11 protein-coding genes are annotated in these 12,668 nt (G+C 63.8%); 2 read left to right on the forward strand and 9 right to left on the reverse strand.

The window, feature by feature from the left end:
* Nucleotides 1-380: 380 nt before the first annotated feature.
* The 7 genes from AACH11_RS23605 to AACH11_RS23635 are packed head-to-tail and all read right to left on the reverse strand — an operon-like array spanning nucleotide 381 to nucleotide 9,102.
* The gene (locus AACH11_RS23605) at nucleotides 381-1,082 is read right to left on the reverse strand and encodes a hypothetical protein (RefSeq protein WP_341376742.1); all 702 of its coding nucleotides are present in this window, start codon (nucleotides 1,080-1,082) and stop codon (nucleotides 381-383) included.
* A 1-nt stretch (nucleotide 1,083) separates the two neighbouring features.
* Nucleotides 1,084-2,226: an ATP-binding protein gene (locus tag AACH11_RS23610; RefSeq protein WP_341376743.1), complete on the reverse strand. Its 1,143-nt coding sequence runs from the start codon at nucleotides 2,224-2,226 to the stop codon at nucleotides 1,084-1,086.
* A gap of 54 nt (nucleotides 2,227-2,280) precedes the next feature.
* Entirely contained in the window at nucleotides 2,281-3,465 is a 1,185-nt protein-coding gene (locus AACH11_RS23615) for a GIY-YIG nuclease family protein (RefSeq protein ID WP_341376744.1), read from the reverse strand.
* Nucleotides 3,458-5,590, reverse strand: a complete 2,133-nt coding sequence (locus AACH11_RS23620) for a DEAD/DEAH box helicase (RefSeq protein ID WP_341376745.1) — start codon at nucleotides 5,588-5,590, stop codon at nucleotides 3,458-3,460. Before AACH11_RS23620 ends, AACH11_RS23615 begins: the two co-directional genes overlap by 8 nt.
* A complete protein-coding gene (locus AACH11_RS23625) occupies nucleotides 5,587-8,382 on the reverse strand; it encodes a class I SAM-dependent DNA methyltransferase (RefSeq protein ID WP_341376746.1) in 2,796 nt (931 codons plus the stop codon). Before AACH11_RS23625 ends, AACH11_RS23620 begins: the two co-directional genes overlap by 4 nt.
* The gene (locus AACH11_RS23630) at nucleotides 8,379-8,780 is read right to left on the reverse strand and encodes a type II toxin-antitoxin system RelE/ParE family toxin (RefSeq protein ID WP_341376747.1); all 402 of its coding nucleotides are present in this window, start codon (nucleotides 8,778-8,780) and stop codon (nucleotides 8,379-8,381) included. Before AACH11_RS23630 ends, AACH11_RS23625 begins: the two co-directional genes overlap by 4 nt.
* Entirely contained in the window at nucleotides 8,773-9,102 is a 330-nt protein-coding gene (locus AACH11_RS23635; RefSeq protein WP_341376748.1) for a type II toxin-antitoxin system Phd/YefM family antitoxin, read from the reverse strand. The genes AACH11_RS23630 and AACH11_RS23635 overlap by 8 nt, the downstream gene beginning before the upstream one ends.
* Nucleotides 9,103-9,312: 210 nt before the next feature.
* Here AACH11_RS23635 and AACH11_RS23640 point away from each other — a divergent pair, with 210 nt between their 5' ends.
* Together AACH11_RS23640 and AACH11_RS23645 are read left to right on the forward strand one after the other, a co-directional pair.
* Nucleotides 9,313-9,555, forward strand: a complete 243-nt coding sequence (locus AACH11_RS23640; RefSeq protein WP_341376749.1) for a DUF1653 domain-containing protein — start codon at nucleotides 9,313-9,315, stop codon at nucleotides 9,553-9,555.
* A gap of 71 nt (nucleotides 9,556-9,626) precedes the next feature.
* Complete coding sequence (locus AACH11_RS23645; RefSeq protein WP_341376750.1) at nucleotides 9,627-10,169, forward strand: SLOG cluster 4 domain-containing protein; 543 nt, start codon at nucleotides 9,627-9,629, stop codon at nucleotides 10,167-10,169.
* A gap of 91 nt (nucleotides 10,170-10,260) precedes the next feature.
* Here AACH11_RS23645 and galK read toward each other — a convergent pair whose 3' ends face one another.
* The gene (gene galK, locus AACH11_RS23650; RefSeq protein ID WP_341376751.1) at nucleotides 10,261-11,436 is read right to left on the reverse strand and encodes a galactokinase; all 1,176 of its coding nucleotides are present in this window, start codon (nucleotides 11,434-11,436) and stop codon (nucleotides 10,261-10,263) included.
* A 50-nt stretch (nucleotides 11,437-11,486) separates the two neighbouring features.
* Nucleotides 11,487-12,650, reverse strand: coding sequence for a UDP-glucose--hexose-1-phosphate uridylyltransferase (locus tag AACH11_RS23655; protein WP_341376752.1), 1,164 nt, complete (start codon nucleotides 12,648-12,650; stop codon nucleotides 11,487-11,489).
* Between the last annotated feature and the right edge of the window lie 18 nt (nucleotides 12,651-12,668).

Genomic DNA, 12,668 nt, shown 5'->3' on the forward strand with positions numbered 1-12,668 from the left:
TGCCGGGCGATCTCCGCCGGCTTCACGTCCTGGCTGCGCAGCAGGCTGATCTGCGTGCGCTCCTCGATGCTCAGGCTTGAATATGCTTGGCCCATCGCCTCAGGTCTTTGATTCAGTTCAGGTGTTGCACTTCAGTTTAGAGTGCGCCAGGGCTTGATGCGCGGGCTGATCATGAGGGGCGATGTTGCCGCAGGTCGGCGCGGGGTGCGGGCGTCAGGCGCGGGGTTTCAAGAAGCGCCCATCAGGCGCGGGGTTTCAAGAAGTGCCCCAATGGAGGTGGCCAGCATCACGGGACATAAGACCCTTCAAATGCTGAAGCGATATACCCACCGCAATGCCCGCGATCTGGCTCTCAAACTCAATTAGAAGTGCGCGAGAGTTTACGGTGCTTTCGGGGTTATTGGAAAGATGGCGTCTTCGATGCTTTTTAGAAATTTTGATAGACTCTGCGATCGGCCTCGTGATGTTAGATAGAACTCATCCATATCTATTGAGTTTATGGTTCTCCTTATGTGGGGGATCTTCTTTCGATAGCGGCGACCCTCTAGTTTGTAAATTGTGTCCAGGGTTTCTGCTGGGTGATCCCAGCTGCTGCCATTCTTGTTGGCAAGATCGAACCCGGCAGCAGTAATGCGTGGCAACGTTAGATTTGGATGAATGCGCTGAAAATGTGTTAACTCATCAAGAAACCAAGATTCGACTTCCATGATTGCCAGGTGCATGTCAATTGGAAGGGGGTGCGTTGGCATGCCGAACATTTGCATTTGTTCGATTTTCTGTGTATTGCCTCGGGCTTCTGGGTAAACATCCCGCAATCCAATAATCTTTGAATACCCCGCGCGCACGAGATCAGCATACCGGTCACGGATCTGAGTCTTTACTTGACCATCACATGCGCAGTTTGCTACCAGAGCAAAGGCTGGCGCTGGATCAGTGCCGCGCATTTCGATAAATTGAAGCGACCCTTTATGTTGCTTCAAGACCTTAACTGATATACCATTCTTCCCGCAGATCGCATCCAGCAAACTAACTGTGAGCTCTAGTTCGGTGTGCCCCTCAACAAATATTGCGAGCTTCGTCATCTTAGTGGAAACCGCCAGAGGTGAAAAAATCGAAATTACTGAGTCCCGTAAATCGGAAGCTCTCGAATTCGTTGGGTGAGTTTCTGGAGGTGTAGCCCTTGACCTCGGGGCCATTTCGTTGGAGGACGATCCAATGATCGAGGGAAACTGAGTTCATGACGAAACGATCATTGCTCGTCATTATTATTTGGCAGGCCCCGCTGGCAGCCTTTTGCATGGCAATTTCTACTGCTGCGCACGCCCGCTCGTAGTCTAAGCCTTCACCCAGGTCGTCAATTAGGATCAGGCCCTTTCTCCCTGAGAAAGTGCTCCAATTCAGCTTGATGGTAAGCGCAAGCGCTCGGAACATGCCCTGCGATAGGAAAATTTGAGGAATTCGGGGGCTCAAATCTCGTTCAACCACAACCAATGACAACAGTGGCGCACCATGGGGGGCCATGGCAATTCCAGGATCCAACGGTTCTACTGCAACCTCTCGGAGTGCGTAACCCAATTTCCCCATGTCTTCAATGATTGCCCGATCAAAGGCGTCACCAAAGTGCTTGTACCCAGCTATGTACGTGCCGACAGCATCATCTGGATCTTCCTTATTTGAGCTTGCTTGAAGCTCTTCGATCACTGATGTTTGCTGTGCTGCTACGTGTAATCTGGACCTTCCGAAATCACTTCCAAAAATGTATGTTGCGGAAGACGAGGCCCAGTTTGAAATGTCAACAATGAACGGGTGCTGCAACTGGTCCTTCTTTGCCTGTAAAGCAATGGTCCCAGTCGGCACTGCGAACTCCAGATACCGATCCTCTTTAGAGTAATATATTGATCCCTGACCCGTTTCATTGCGAGTTAGTCGATCTGTTCCGTCAACGGAAAGGCGTTCATGTTGGACAATTTTCTGTTTAAATGATATCTCATAAACATACCTCTTTTCCTCAATTAGAAATTCGGCACTATAGGTTCCGGAATCGAGGGCATTCGGTCTTGCGCCAGATATTATTCCCATTAGGCCGGTGATCACGCTGATAAGCCGTGATTTTCCTGTTGCGTTCTTGCCGACGACCAGATTTGAAGGGCCAAAGTCCAGGAGGTTTAGTCTCCAGAACCTCGGCTCGTTCTCGAACTCGGCGTAGGAAAGGTTCAGTAGTGTCATGGGATTCTCGATTTTTGGCGTTGTGTTACTGGAGTGAGGCGGATGCCATCCGGCTCATAATTTTGACAGGCGGGCAATCTTGATATCGTATATGTGGCCCGTTATCGAACCATCTATGATTTTCTGAACCACTTCATCAACCACAGATAAGGGCACAAGAAACCATTCCCGTGGCTTGACTGGATTCCCAAGCCGATCCTCAATAGTCAAGTCAATCTGCGCCGCGCCAAACAGCCGGTGAAAGATGGCCTCCAGCTTCACACGGTTCAGGTTGTGCAGTTTGTAGGTGGCGACCACCTCAACGTCCGCCAGCAGGTAGGTGGCGTCCTTGTCCGCCCCGGCGATGCGCGTCTCCACCTTGCCGCCCGTCACCCCGATCTTGTGGATCAGCTCGCGGTGCGCGGCGACGAACGGGTGATTGGACTTGCTGCGCAGCACGTAGATCGTGCCGGACTCGATGTCGTCGGGCTCGGCCTCGCCGCCGAACAGCGGCCCCATGTCGGGGTCGGACAGGCGCCGGCCGGTGTCGTCCTTGTACAGGGCGCGCTGCAGGGATCGACGAAGCAAGTTGCTCTCGGTGCCGTTGGCGTAAATGACGCGCAAGCGCGCATCGCTTTCGCCATTCGGGGCCTTGATGGTGTCGCCCACCTCGGCCACGTAGGCGAGTTGACCGCCGAGGACGAAGAAGTTGCCATCGGCCACGCTGGCATCGCGACCAAAGCGCAGCGCCTTCCGCACGCCGGCCTTCAACTCCTGTTCCACCTGCTCAAACAGGGGTTGGAAGGTCTCGAAATCTTTGCAGGGCTCGCGGTCTGCCACCTCTTCGGCGGCACGCTTTTCCAGGCTGGATCGCACGTGGCGAAGCACGGTGAGGTCGTCATTTGCCTGTGCAACATCGCCGATTCCCAACTCGGCAAGCAAGGCGTCTTCGTCGAGGACATCGACATCGGCCGCGGCGCTGGATGCGCCTGCCAGCAGGCCCGGCGCGTCCAGCGCGGCCAGCAAGGCACGCGCCTCTGGCAGCTTGCGCAGCTGGTCCAAGCGCACGGCGTACAGGCGCTCGAAGATGTCACCGCCTTCACCATGCTGTGGTCCACGTCCGTGGGCCTGGTGAAAGCGCAGGATGTCTTCAAAGCCCGCGATGATGCGTTCCTCTCGCGGGGTGCGGCTGGATGCCTTGAGCGGGGCGACTTCAACACCCAGCGCATCCAGCAGTTCGTCGTCGTCCATGTCAGCCATTGGCGGCGCCTCCCTGTGCTTGCGCTGCCTTGGCCTGTGCCCGGTAGCGCGCGAAGGCGGCCACGCCCTCGGCCATGCGTTTCTCCCAGGCATCGGCCGAGTTGATGTCCGGCACACGGCCCCGTTCGTTCTTGAACTGCAGGGCCCGCTTGGCCAGGTCGCGCGCTTCTTCCTCGGGGATGCTCACTTTCTTTGCCGCAATGGCGGCCTGCACCTGGCGCAATGACTTCTCGTCCATTGCCTTGGCCAGCACCGAGTAGGCGGCGTCAAACGGGTTGATGCTGTCGATCAGGTCGATGTCCAGGTCGCGCACGTTGACGAACTTGCGCACGCCGTCCAGCAGCGCCGTGCTGCCTTGCACCGCGCCACCGCCCGAACTGCTGCCTTGTGCATCGGCCTGCGCCAGGGCCAGCTTGGCCTGCTGGGTGATGTTCATGGCCGCGATGGCGTGCTGTCGAATGGCCTCTTGGTCGCCCTCGCTCAGCTCCGGGTAACGCTCGCGCACGATCTTGCCCATCCGCAACTGCGTCAGCTCTTCGGGCACCGTGTTTTCCTTGTCGAACAGGCCGCGTTCTAACGCGGTCTTGTCCTGCAAGAAACTGGTCACCACTTCGTTCAGGTCTTCCTTGCAGATGCGTGTGGCCTCCGGCGTTTCCGGCTTGGCCAGGCCGTTGATCTCGACGTGGTACTGGCCCGTCGCCTCGTTCTTGCCGACGTTGGTGCGACCTTCTTGATAGCCCTCCGGTCCGTAGTTGAAGCCGTCCTGCGCGCCAGCATTCTTGGGCGTGAACTCATAGCGCGGTGCCAGCACCTGTTCCATCAACAGGCTGGCCGAGATGGCCTTGAGCATGTCGTTCACGGCCTCGGTCACGGCAGATTGTTCGGCCGTGGGCTCGGCGATCAGGTTGGTGAAGCGCGAGCGCTCCTTGCCTTTGGCGTCACGCGTGGCGCGGCCGATGATCTGCACGATCTCGGTCAGGCTGCTGCGGTAGCCGATGGTCAGCGCGTGTTCGCACCAGATCCAGTCGAAGCCTTCCTTGGCCATGCCCAGCGCAATGATCACGTCCACGTGGTCGCGGTCGTCCTTGTGCGCCGGGTCTTTCAGCGCTCCCAGCACGCGGGTGCGCTTGGCCGCGTCGCTGTCGTCCACCAGATCGGCCACCTTGAGCACCCGGCCAGCTTGGGTCTGCACCAGGTGGAAGCCGGTGACAGCATCAACGCCGGTCCAGGTGCCCAGGCCGTGCATGATCTCGTCCACCTCGCGCTGCTTGTCCTTCAGGCTTTCGCGCGCGTTGACGTTGGGGATGTGGACGATGGTCTTCAGTGCTGGGTCCAGCACCTTGGTAACCGCATCCACATACGGCCCGGTGTAGAAAAAGTAGCCGATGTCCAGCGACTTGAGCCACTGGTAGCCGTTGAGCTGCTCGTAGTAGGTGTAGGTGATGGTCTCGAAGCGGGATTCGTCCGCCGGGCCCAACACCGCTTCGCTGTCGCCACGGAAGTAGGAGCCCGTCATCGCCACCAGGTGCACCTTGTCGCGGGCGATGAAGGCACCCAACTGGCTTCCCAGCACGTTGTCGGGGTTGCTGGAGACGTGGTGAAACTCGTCGATGGCGATCAGCCGGTTGTCGAAAGCCGCGATGCCCATCTCTTCCACCGCAAAGCGAAAGGTGGCGTGCGTGCAGACCAGCACCTTGTCGCTGTTGGCCAAGAACTGGCGCACTGCGGCCACCTTGGACTTGGCCGCACGGGGCTCGTCCCCACCTGGCGCGTTGCACAGGTTCCACTGTGGGGCCACCTGCCAGTCCCAGTAGAAGCCGAACCGTGTCAAGGCTTCATCGGCAAAGCTGCCGCCGATAGACCGCTCAGGCACCACCACGATGGCCTGCTGCAGGCCTTGGTTGTGCAGCTTGTCGAGCGCAATGAACATCAGCGCACGTGACTTGCCCGAAGCCGGGGGCGACTTGATCAGCAGGTACTGCTCACCGCGCTTGGCGTAGGCGCGCTCTTGCATGGCGCGCATGCCCAGCTCGTTGGCCTTGCTGGATGCGCCGGTGCGTGCAGTGGCGATGGACACCGAGGGCACGGTGTAGGCGTTGGTCGGGTTGTTGGCGTGGTCGCTCATGATGTTTTCTTTTTTCCCTTGGCGGCCTTCGCTGCAGGCTTGACCTTCTCGGCCGCCGTCATCTTGGTGTACAGCTCAAACAACTTTTCCAGCCGCTCTGTGTCGTTCTTGAAGCGGCGGCCGATGTAGATGCGCTCCAGCACCTCGTCGTTCTGCTCGTGGGCGTGGTGCAGGTTGTCCGGCATGGTTTCCGGGTCGTACAGGTCGGCGATGGTGGCGGGGAAATGCGCCTCGCGGGCCAGCAATATGTCTTCGGCGCAGCGGGTCAAGTCGGCCTTGTTTTGCTCGGTTAGCAGCGGGACGGGAAAGGTGTTCCAGCCGAGGGTGTTGGAGTACGAAAAATCGGTGCGCATCCGCACGCAAACCGTGCCAATCCAAACCCAATGAAGACGCGAGGCGATCAAGGCCATATTCCACAGTGGCGCGTCATACAGCGCAAAGCACTTGTTGCTCGGCACTGAACCTGACTCAATCAGCCCAACCGGCAGGAAGGGGCGATTTTCTGAACTGACCCCCGGCACCACGATTGAATGAATCTGTCCTTCATTCATCCGCTGGAACTGATGTGGGCGATTGGCAATCTCCCTTGCCGTTGTACCGCCTTTCTTGCGGGACTCTTTGACCAGATCGAATCTATTTCTTACGGCCGGGATCGACATGGACTCTGCGAGATCGCCATCAGAAATCCAAAGGCAGTGTCTCGGAATGCCGCGAATGAACTCCGACGAACCGTAGATCCTTCGGGTCAATCGCGAAGTCTGTTCTGCAGATAGGCCGAGTGCTTGCAGCTCCTGCGTATCCATAAGTAGGTGGCCACCGTCTATCGGCGTGTTGCCGAAGGTCATTTCGGCCTGCGGACCCATCGGGCTGCTTGTCTTTTGAACCTCAATGTTTGGGCCCGCCGTCAGATAGCCATTGATGTTCTCCGCGATCTTCACAATCGAATTGCCATCATCGGTAGCCGAGATCAAGCGCCTGGCGCCCCGGATGTTCTTGCCAAAGCCGACGATGGCAACGGTCACTCCAGCATTCTTGCTGGCAAGGTTTTGCCACTTGAAGCTGGTATGCGCGAAGAAGATTTCGCAGCCATCTGAAAAGAGCATGGACCAAAGTGTGGGGACTTGAACCCCTTGACACGCCGAGTTCGTGGTCACAAAGGCAGCGAGTGCTCTGCCATGTCCCATGTAGTCGCTGGCCTTGATGAACCAACCCGAAACATAGTCGAGTGACTTCCAGTTTTTACAACGATGAGCGAAGAGGGCTTGGATGTCGCTCTTCTGCGCGTCGTCCTGCCATCGCGCGCCCAAGTACGGTGGATTGCCGAAGATGTAGAGCTCGCCGCCCTCATTTTCGAAGTCGATCTGCGCCTGATCCTGTGGCGTATCAAACAGATCATCCGCAGCTAACTTCACGCCGGTCCCCGTCGGCGGGCAAATGCTCGACCAATCCAGCCGCAACGCATTGCCGCAAACAATCCAGTTCTGGGCATCCAGCGGCAAAAATTCCGCCAGCGCGTCCTTCTGCCCGCGATACAGCACGTCGCACTGAAACTCGGCAATGATCAGCGCCAAGCGGGCGATCTCTGCCGGAAAGTTGCGAAGCTCGATGCCCCGGAAGTTGGTCAGCGGAATCTCGCTGCCCAAATGCACTTCACCCCTGCGGCGGTTGATCTCTGCCTCGATCTCGCGCATCTGCTTGTAAGCGATGACCAGGAAGTTGCCCGAGCCGCAGGCTGGGTCGAACACCCGAATGCGCGCCATGCGCTTGCGCAGGTTCAGCAGCTTGCGCTCGTTGTCACCGGCCTCGGCCAGCGCGGCGCGCAGGTCGTCCAAGAACAACGGGTTCAACACCTTCAGGATGTTGGGCACGCTCGTGTAGTGCATGCCCAGAGCGCCGCGTTCTTCGTCGTCGGCCACCGCCTGGATCATGCTGCCGAAGATGTCGGGGTTGATCTCGCGCCAGCTCAGCGCCCCGGCGTGCAGCAGGTAGGTGCGCGCCATGCGCGTGAAGCGCGGCACCTCGGTGCTTCCGGAGAACAGGCCGCCGTTCACGTAGGGGAAGCCGTTGGCCCAGTTGGGCAAGCGCGGCAAGGCGGTGGCGCGGTCGGCCACCTTGATGTTCATGGCGCGGAAGATCTCGGACAGCACCTCGTGGGTGTTGCTGCCGTCGCTGGCGCTCATCTGGTCCACGGTCTGGGTGAACAGGCCGTTGCCGTTGAAGATGTCGGTGTCTTCGGCAAAGAAGCAGAACACCAGGCGCGCCATGAAGTGGTTCATGTCGCTGCGGCGCTCATCCGAGGCCCAGGCCGGGTTCTCGCGCAGCAGTTCGACGTACAGCTTGTTCAGCCGCCCCGTGGCGCGCACGTCGATGGGGTTGTCCTTGATCTCCTTGATGGTGGAGATGCCGGCCAGCGGCAGCAGGAAGCCGAAGTGGTTCGGAAAATCGGGGAAGGCGCTGGCGATGGTTTCGCCACTGACTAGCTCTTCAGCCTCCAGCGTCTGGCCATCGGTGGCGAGGATGAACTTGGCCTTGGCCTTCGTCGTGGCCAGGCTGGTGCGAAGGGCCTTGAGCGTGTCGCCTACTGCCCCGGAAGCGCAGACCGCGAGGTGGATGTTGTTGCGCAGCAGCACGCCGCCCGCAACGTCAGAGGCGTTGTTGTTGCCCGTGCGCAGGCGCTTGAGCGTGGTGTCCTTGTTGCCGAAGGCGGCCAAGAAGGCAAAGGGGAACTCCGCCGCGTTGAAGGGCTGGAAGGCTAGCTCTGACAGGGCCTGCTCGATTTCTACTGCGTTCATGCTGAAGGGGGCATTCCGGCGCCGGGCCACAGGCGCGCAAAGTCGAAGGAGAGTTGTCGGTGGTGGCGGATGGACAGAAGGTACACCGTCGCCTCGGCATCCATGGCCGCGTACATCAGCAGGTAGTCGCCGTGCAGGTACTCGCGCAGCGCACTGGCAGCGCCCTGCGGTAGCGTGGCAAGCTGGGCCAGCGCCTCCGCTGACTGCGGCGGGTTGTCCAGGTAGCGCCGGCCGATGCGGGGGAAGCGGGCCAAGTTCGGGATGACCGTGGCGCGCAGCTCGGCCAGCAGGTCGTCAAACGCAAAGGCCGCGTCGGCTTCGATCAGAAACGCCTCGATGGCGTCCAGCCGCTCTAGGAAGCTCGCGGTCAGCTCGATCCGGTACAGATCCTCAGTCACGCTTCTTGGCGATCTTGCCTGCTGCCTCTGCAACTGCGGCGCGGCGCTGCTGAAGCTGGGCAATGGCGGTATCGGCCCCAGCGGTGCGGCCGGCCTCGATGTCGGCCAGGCCGCGTTGTGCATCGGCGATCAGCAGCAGATGGATGCGCTCGCGCTCCAGTCGGTGGTAGTAGTCCAGCCGGTCGGCGTCGATCAGCGCGACGTAGCTTTCACCGTTCTTGGTGATGATCTTTTCGGCGCCGGCCTTGGCCTGGTCGGCCAGCTCGGACAGGTTCGCTCGTGCCTGGGTGAACGGCACGACGTCGCGGGCTGAAAAGCCCATGGCCGGCTCCTTTGCGGGGTAGATGACAGGATTCTGTGCAGTCTACTCCAGCGCAGGGCTCGGCTGGCCTACGGCGGCGTGCTTGTCAGTGGTGATCTTGAGGGGGGGGCTGTCGCTGCCGGTCCAGGCGACCGGTGTGCCGATGTCGGCGTTGGTGAGGACGGCTCTGTTGCACAAATTCTTAGCGAGCCCCCACGTAGCATCCACCCCATGACCACCGACACCGACGACCTGCCCCCGCTCCCCGACACCCCCACCGGCCGCTACCGCCACTACAAGGGCGGCGAGTACGAGGTGCTGGGCTGCGTGCGCCACAGTGAGACCTGCGAGCCGATGGTGCTCTACCGCCCGCTCTATGCCGCCCGCGGCGACTGGGTGCGGCCGCACGCGATGTTCTTCGAGGACGTGGTGATCGACGGCGTGCGGCGGCCGCGCTTCGAGCGCATCGCGTGACGCTCCCCGACCTCGCCCCGCCGCTTCCCCTCCGCCCGGCGCCCCTTGACCCACCTGAGGAGTCGATCCGCATGACCCCGACCTACCGCAAGCCCCAGATCTGCATCCTCGGCAGTGCCGAGCCCGGCAGCCCGGCGTATGACCTTGCGGCCGAGGCCGGTCAGGCGCTGGCGCGGCTCGGGGTCACCGTGGTCAGCGGCTGTGGCAGTCCGGCCACCCGGGTGGCGGCCGAGCACGCCGTGAAGGCCGGCGGGCTGGTGCTCAGCATCGTGCCGCCGGGCGAGATGCCGCCGCCGGACTGGCCGGCCACGGTGGTCGTGCCCTGTGGCATGGGGGATGCGCGCAATCTGCTGATGGCGCTGGCCGGCGATGCCTGCATCGTCATCGGTGGGCGGGCGGGCACCAAGTCCGAGGTGCATCTGGCCTGGCTGCACCGGCGGCCGCTGCTGCCGCTGGTGGGCTGTGGCGGCTGGTCGGACGAACTGCCGACCCATCCGCCGGACGAGCGCGCCAACGCGCCCATCCTGCCCTGGGCCACGGTGGCCGAGCTGGAGCAGCAGCTGCGCACGCTGGGCCTGCTGCCGTCGGCGGACCAGGGGGCCACGGCGGGCTGAGGGGCGATGTTCCGGGCGGTGCTGACGGTCCGGGGTCCGGGGCCCGGCCCGGCCCACCCGCCGCCGATCGGCTGTCTCCTTGACCTGAGCGTCAGCCCTCGAACGTCGACGCCCCGTCCGCCGCGCCGCTGACCCACACCGTCGCTGGCTCGCCGGTGGGGGCGCGGTAGCCGTCGGCAATCGCGGCGCGCACCGCGTCCACCCGCTCGCGCGGCAGCAGGGCGACGACGCAGCCGCCGAAGCCGCCGCCGGTCATGCGGGTGCCGCCCTGGCCGCCGTCGCGTTCGATCGCCGCGCGGGTCACCTCGACCAGGGCGTCGACCGCCGGGTGGGTGATCTCGAAGTCGTCGCGCATCGAGGCGTGGGAGGCGGCCATCAGCGTGCCCAGGCGGGCCAGGTCGCCGGCGCGCAGGGCCTCGGCGGCCTGCAGCGTGCGGGCGTTCTCGGTCACGATGTGGCGGGCGCGGCGCCACACCAGCGGGTCCAGCCCGGCGCGGTGCTGGTGCAGCGTGGCCTCGTCGATGTCGCGCAGCGCGGGCACGCCGTAGTGGCGCGCGGCGGCCTCGCACTGCTGGCGGCGCTCGTTGTAGGCGCTGTCGACCAGGCCGCGGCGCACGCGGCTGTGGATGATCATCACCGCCATGCCGGCGGGCAGCGGCACCGGCTCGGCCTCCAGGCTGCGGCAGTCGATCAGCAGCGCGTGGCCGCGCTGGCCGCGGGCCGAGATCAGCTGGTCCATGATGCCGCAGGCCACGTCGATGAAGCGGTTCTCGGCGCGCTGGGCGAGCTGGGCGATGCGGGTCGGGCTCAGGCCGTCGAGGTCGCAGCGCGCGCGGAAGGCCTGGCCGAGCGCGACCTGCAGCGAGGCCGACGACGACAGGCCGGCGCCCTGCGGCACGTCGCCGGCCAGCACCAGATCGACGCCGGCCAGCGCATGGTCGTCCTCGCGCAGCATCTTGACCATGCCGCGCACGTAGTCGGCCCACAGCGGGTCGTGGCGGCGGGTGATCGGGGCGTCGAGGTCGAAGGTGTCGGTGGCCGCGCCGTGGTCGGCGGCCACGACGTGGACCGCGCGGTCGGCGCGCGGGCGCAGGCCGATGACGGTCTGGTAGTCGATCGCGCAGGGCAGCACGAAGCCGGCGTTGTAGTCGGTGTGCTCACCGATCAGGTTGACGCGGCCGGGGGCGCGCACCCAGGCGGTGGGGGCGCCGCCGAAGGCGTGGTCGAAGGCGGTGGCGGCGCGCTGGCGCAGCGGGTCGAGGCTCATGGTGGGGGCGGGCGGCGGGGCGTGAGGGGGCGGGCAGGCCGGGCCCGGCTTCAGGTCGGGGGCAGCAGGGCGCGCAGGCGCTCGGCGGCCTGTTCGGGCGTCAGGTCGCGCTGGGGCTCGGCCAGCATCTCGTAGCCGACCATGAACTTGCGCACCGTGGCCGAGCGCAGCAGCGGCGGGTAGAAGTGGGCGTGGACGGTCCAGGCGGCGTCGGCGGCGGCGCGGGCCGTCTCGTCCAGCGCCGGCTCGTCGGGGCGGGCGTGGGGTGCGCCGTGCCAGCCCATCGAATAGGGAAACGGGCAGTCGAACAGGCGGTCGTAGAGCGCGGTCAGCCGCTGCAGGGCCAGGGCCAGATCGCGGCGTTGCGCGGGCGTCAGGTCTTCCAGGCGGCGGGCGGGGCGCAGTGGCAGCAGCAGGGTTTCGAAAGGCCAGGTCGCCCACCAGGGCACGATGGCCAGCCAGTCGTCGGTGCGCAGCACGACGCGGCGGCCGTCGGCCAGCTCGGCGGCGGCCAGATCGGCCAGCAGGGGGCGGCCGTGGCGCGCGGCCCAGGCGCGCTGCTCGCGGTCCTCGTCGCGGGCGGCGTCGGGCAGGTGGCCGGTGGCCCAGATCTGGCCGTGCGGATGGGGCTGCGAGCAGCCCATCAGCTCGCCCTTGTTCTCGAAGACCTGCACCCAGGCGTGCTGGCGGCCCAGCTCGGTGCTCTGCGTGCACCAGGTGTCGACGACGGCGGTGATCTCGTCGACCGACAGCTGCGGCAGGCCGCGGCCGTGGTCGGGCGAATAACAGATGACCCGGGCGGTGCCGCGGGCGGGGGCGGCCTGGAACAGGGCGGCGGCCGATGCCGCGGCCGGCGCGGCCGGGCTGTTGGCCGCGCGGGTGCTGGCGGCAGGCGCATCGCCAGCGGCCGCCGGGCCCGGGCCGTCGGCGGCGCAGGACGCGTCCGCCAGCCCCGGCACCTCGGCCTGCAGCGCCGGGTGGTCGTTGTCGAACACCCAGGGGCCGCGGTAGTCGGGGTTGCGCTGGCCGCTGACGCGGGTGTTGCCGGCGCACAGATAACAGCCGGGATCATGCGCCGGCAGGGCCGGTGCGGACACCGCCTCCTGCCGGCCCTGCCAGGGCCGGCGCGCGCGGTGGGGCGACACCAGCACCCACTGCCCGGTCAGGGCGTTGCGGCGGCGGTGGCTGTGCTGTTCGGGATCGAAGAGGTCCATGGGGCGGCGCGGCAAGCG

The sequence above is a fragment of the Pseudaquabacterium rugosum genome (assembly GCF_038066575.1).
In the GTDB taxonomy this organism is placed as follows: Bacteria; Pseudomonadota; Gammaproteobacteria; order Burkholderiales; family Burkholderiaceae_C; genus Pseudaquabacterium; species Pseudaquabacterium rugosum.

Bases quoted from the DNA above. Each gene is read 5' to 3' on its own strand.
- AACH11_RS23605 (WP_341376742.1), bottom strand. From the start codon at position 1,082: ATGACGAAGCTCGCAATATTTGTTGAGGGGCACACCGAACTAGAGCTC.
- AACH11_RS23610 (WP_341376743.1), bottom strand. From the start codon at position 2,226: ATGACACTACTGAACCTTTCCTACGCCGAGTTCGAGAACGAGCCGAGG.
- AACH11_RS23615 (WP_341376744.1), bottom strand. From the start codon at position 3,465: ATGGCTGACATGGACGACGACGAACTGCTGGATGCGCTGGGTGTTGAA.
- AACH11_RS23620 (WP_341376745.1), bottom strand. From the start codon at position 5,590: ATGAGCGACCACGCCAACAACCCGACCAACGCCTACACCGTGCCCTCG.
- AACH11_RS23625 (WP_341376746.1), bottom strand. From the start codon at position 8,382: ATGAACGCAGTAGAAATCGAGCAGGCCCTGTCAGAGCTAGCCTTCCAG.
- AACH11_RS23635 (WP_341376748.1), bottom strand. From the start codon at position 9,102: ATGGGCTTTTCAGCCCGCGACGTCGTGCCGTTCACCCAGGCACGAGCG.
- AACH11_RS23640 (WP_341376749.1), top strand. From the start codon at position 9,313: ATGACCACCGACACCGACGACCTGCCCCCGCTCCCCGACACCCCCACC.
- AACH11_RS23645 (WP_341376750.1), top strand. From the start codon at position 9,627: ATGACCCCGACCTACCGCAAGCCCCAGATCTGCATCCTCGGCAGTGCC.
- galK (WP_341376751.1), bottom strand. From the start codon at position 11,436: ATGAGCCTCGACCCGCTGCGCCAGCGCGCCGCCACCGCCTTCGACCAC.
- AACH11_RS23655 (WP_341376752.1), bottom strand. From the start codon at position 12,650: ATGGACCTCTTCGATCCCGAACAGCACAGCCACCGCCGCCGCAACGCC.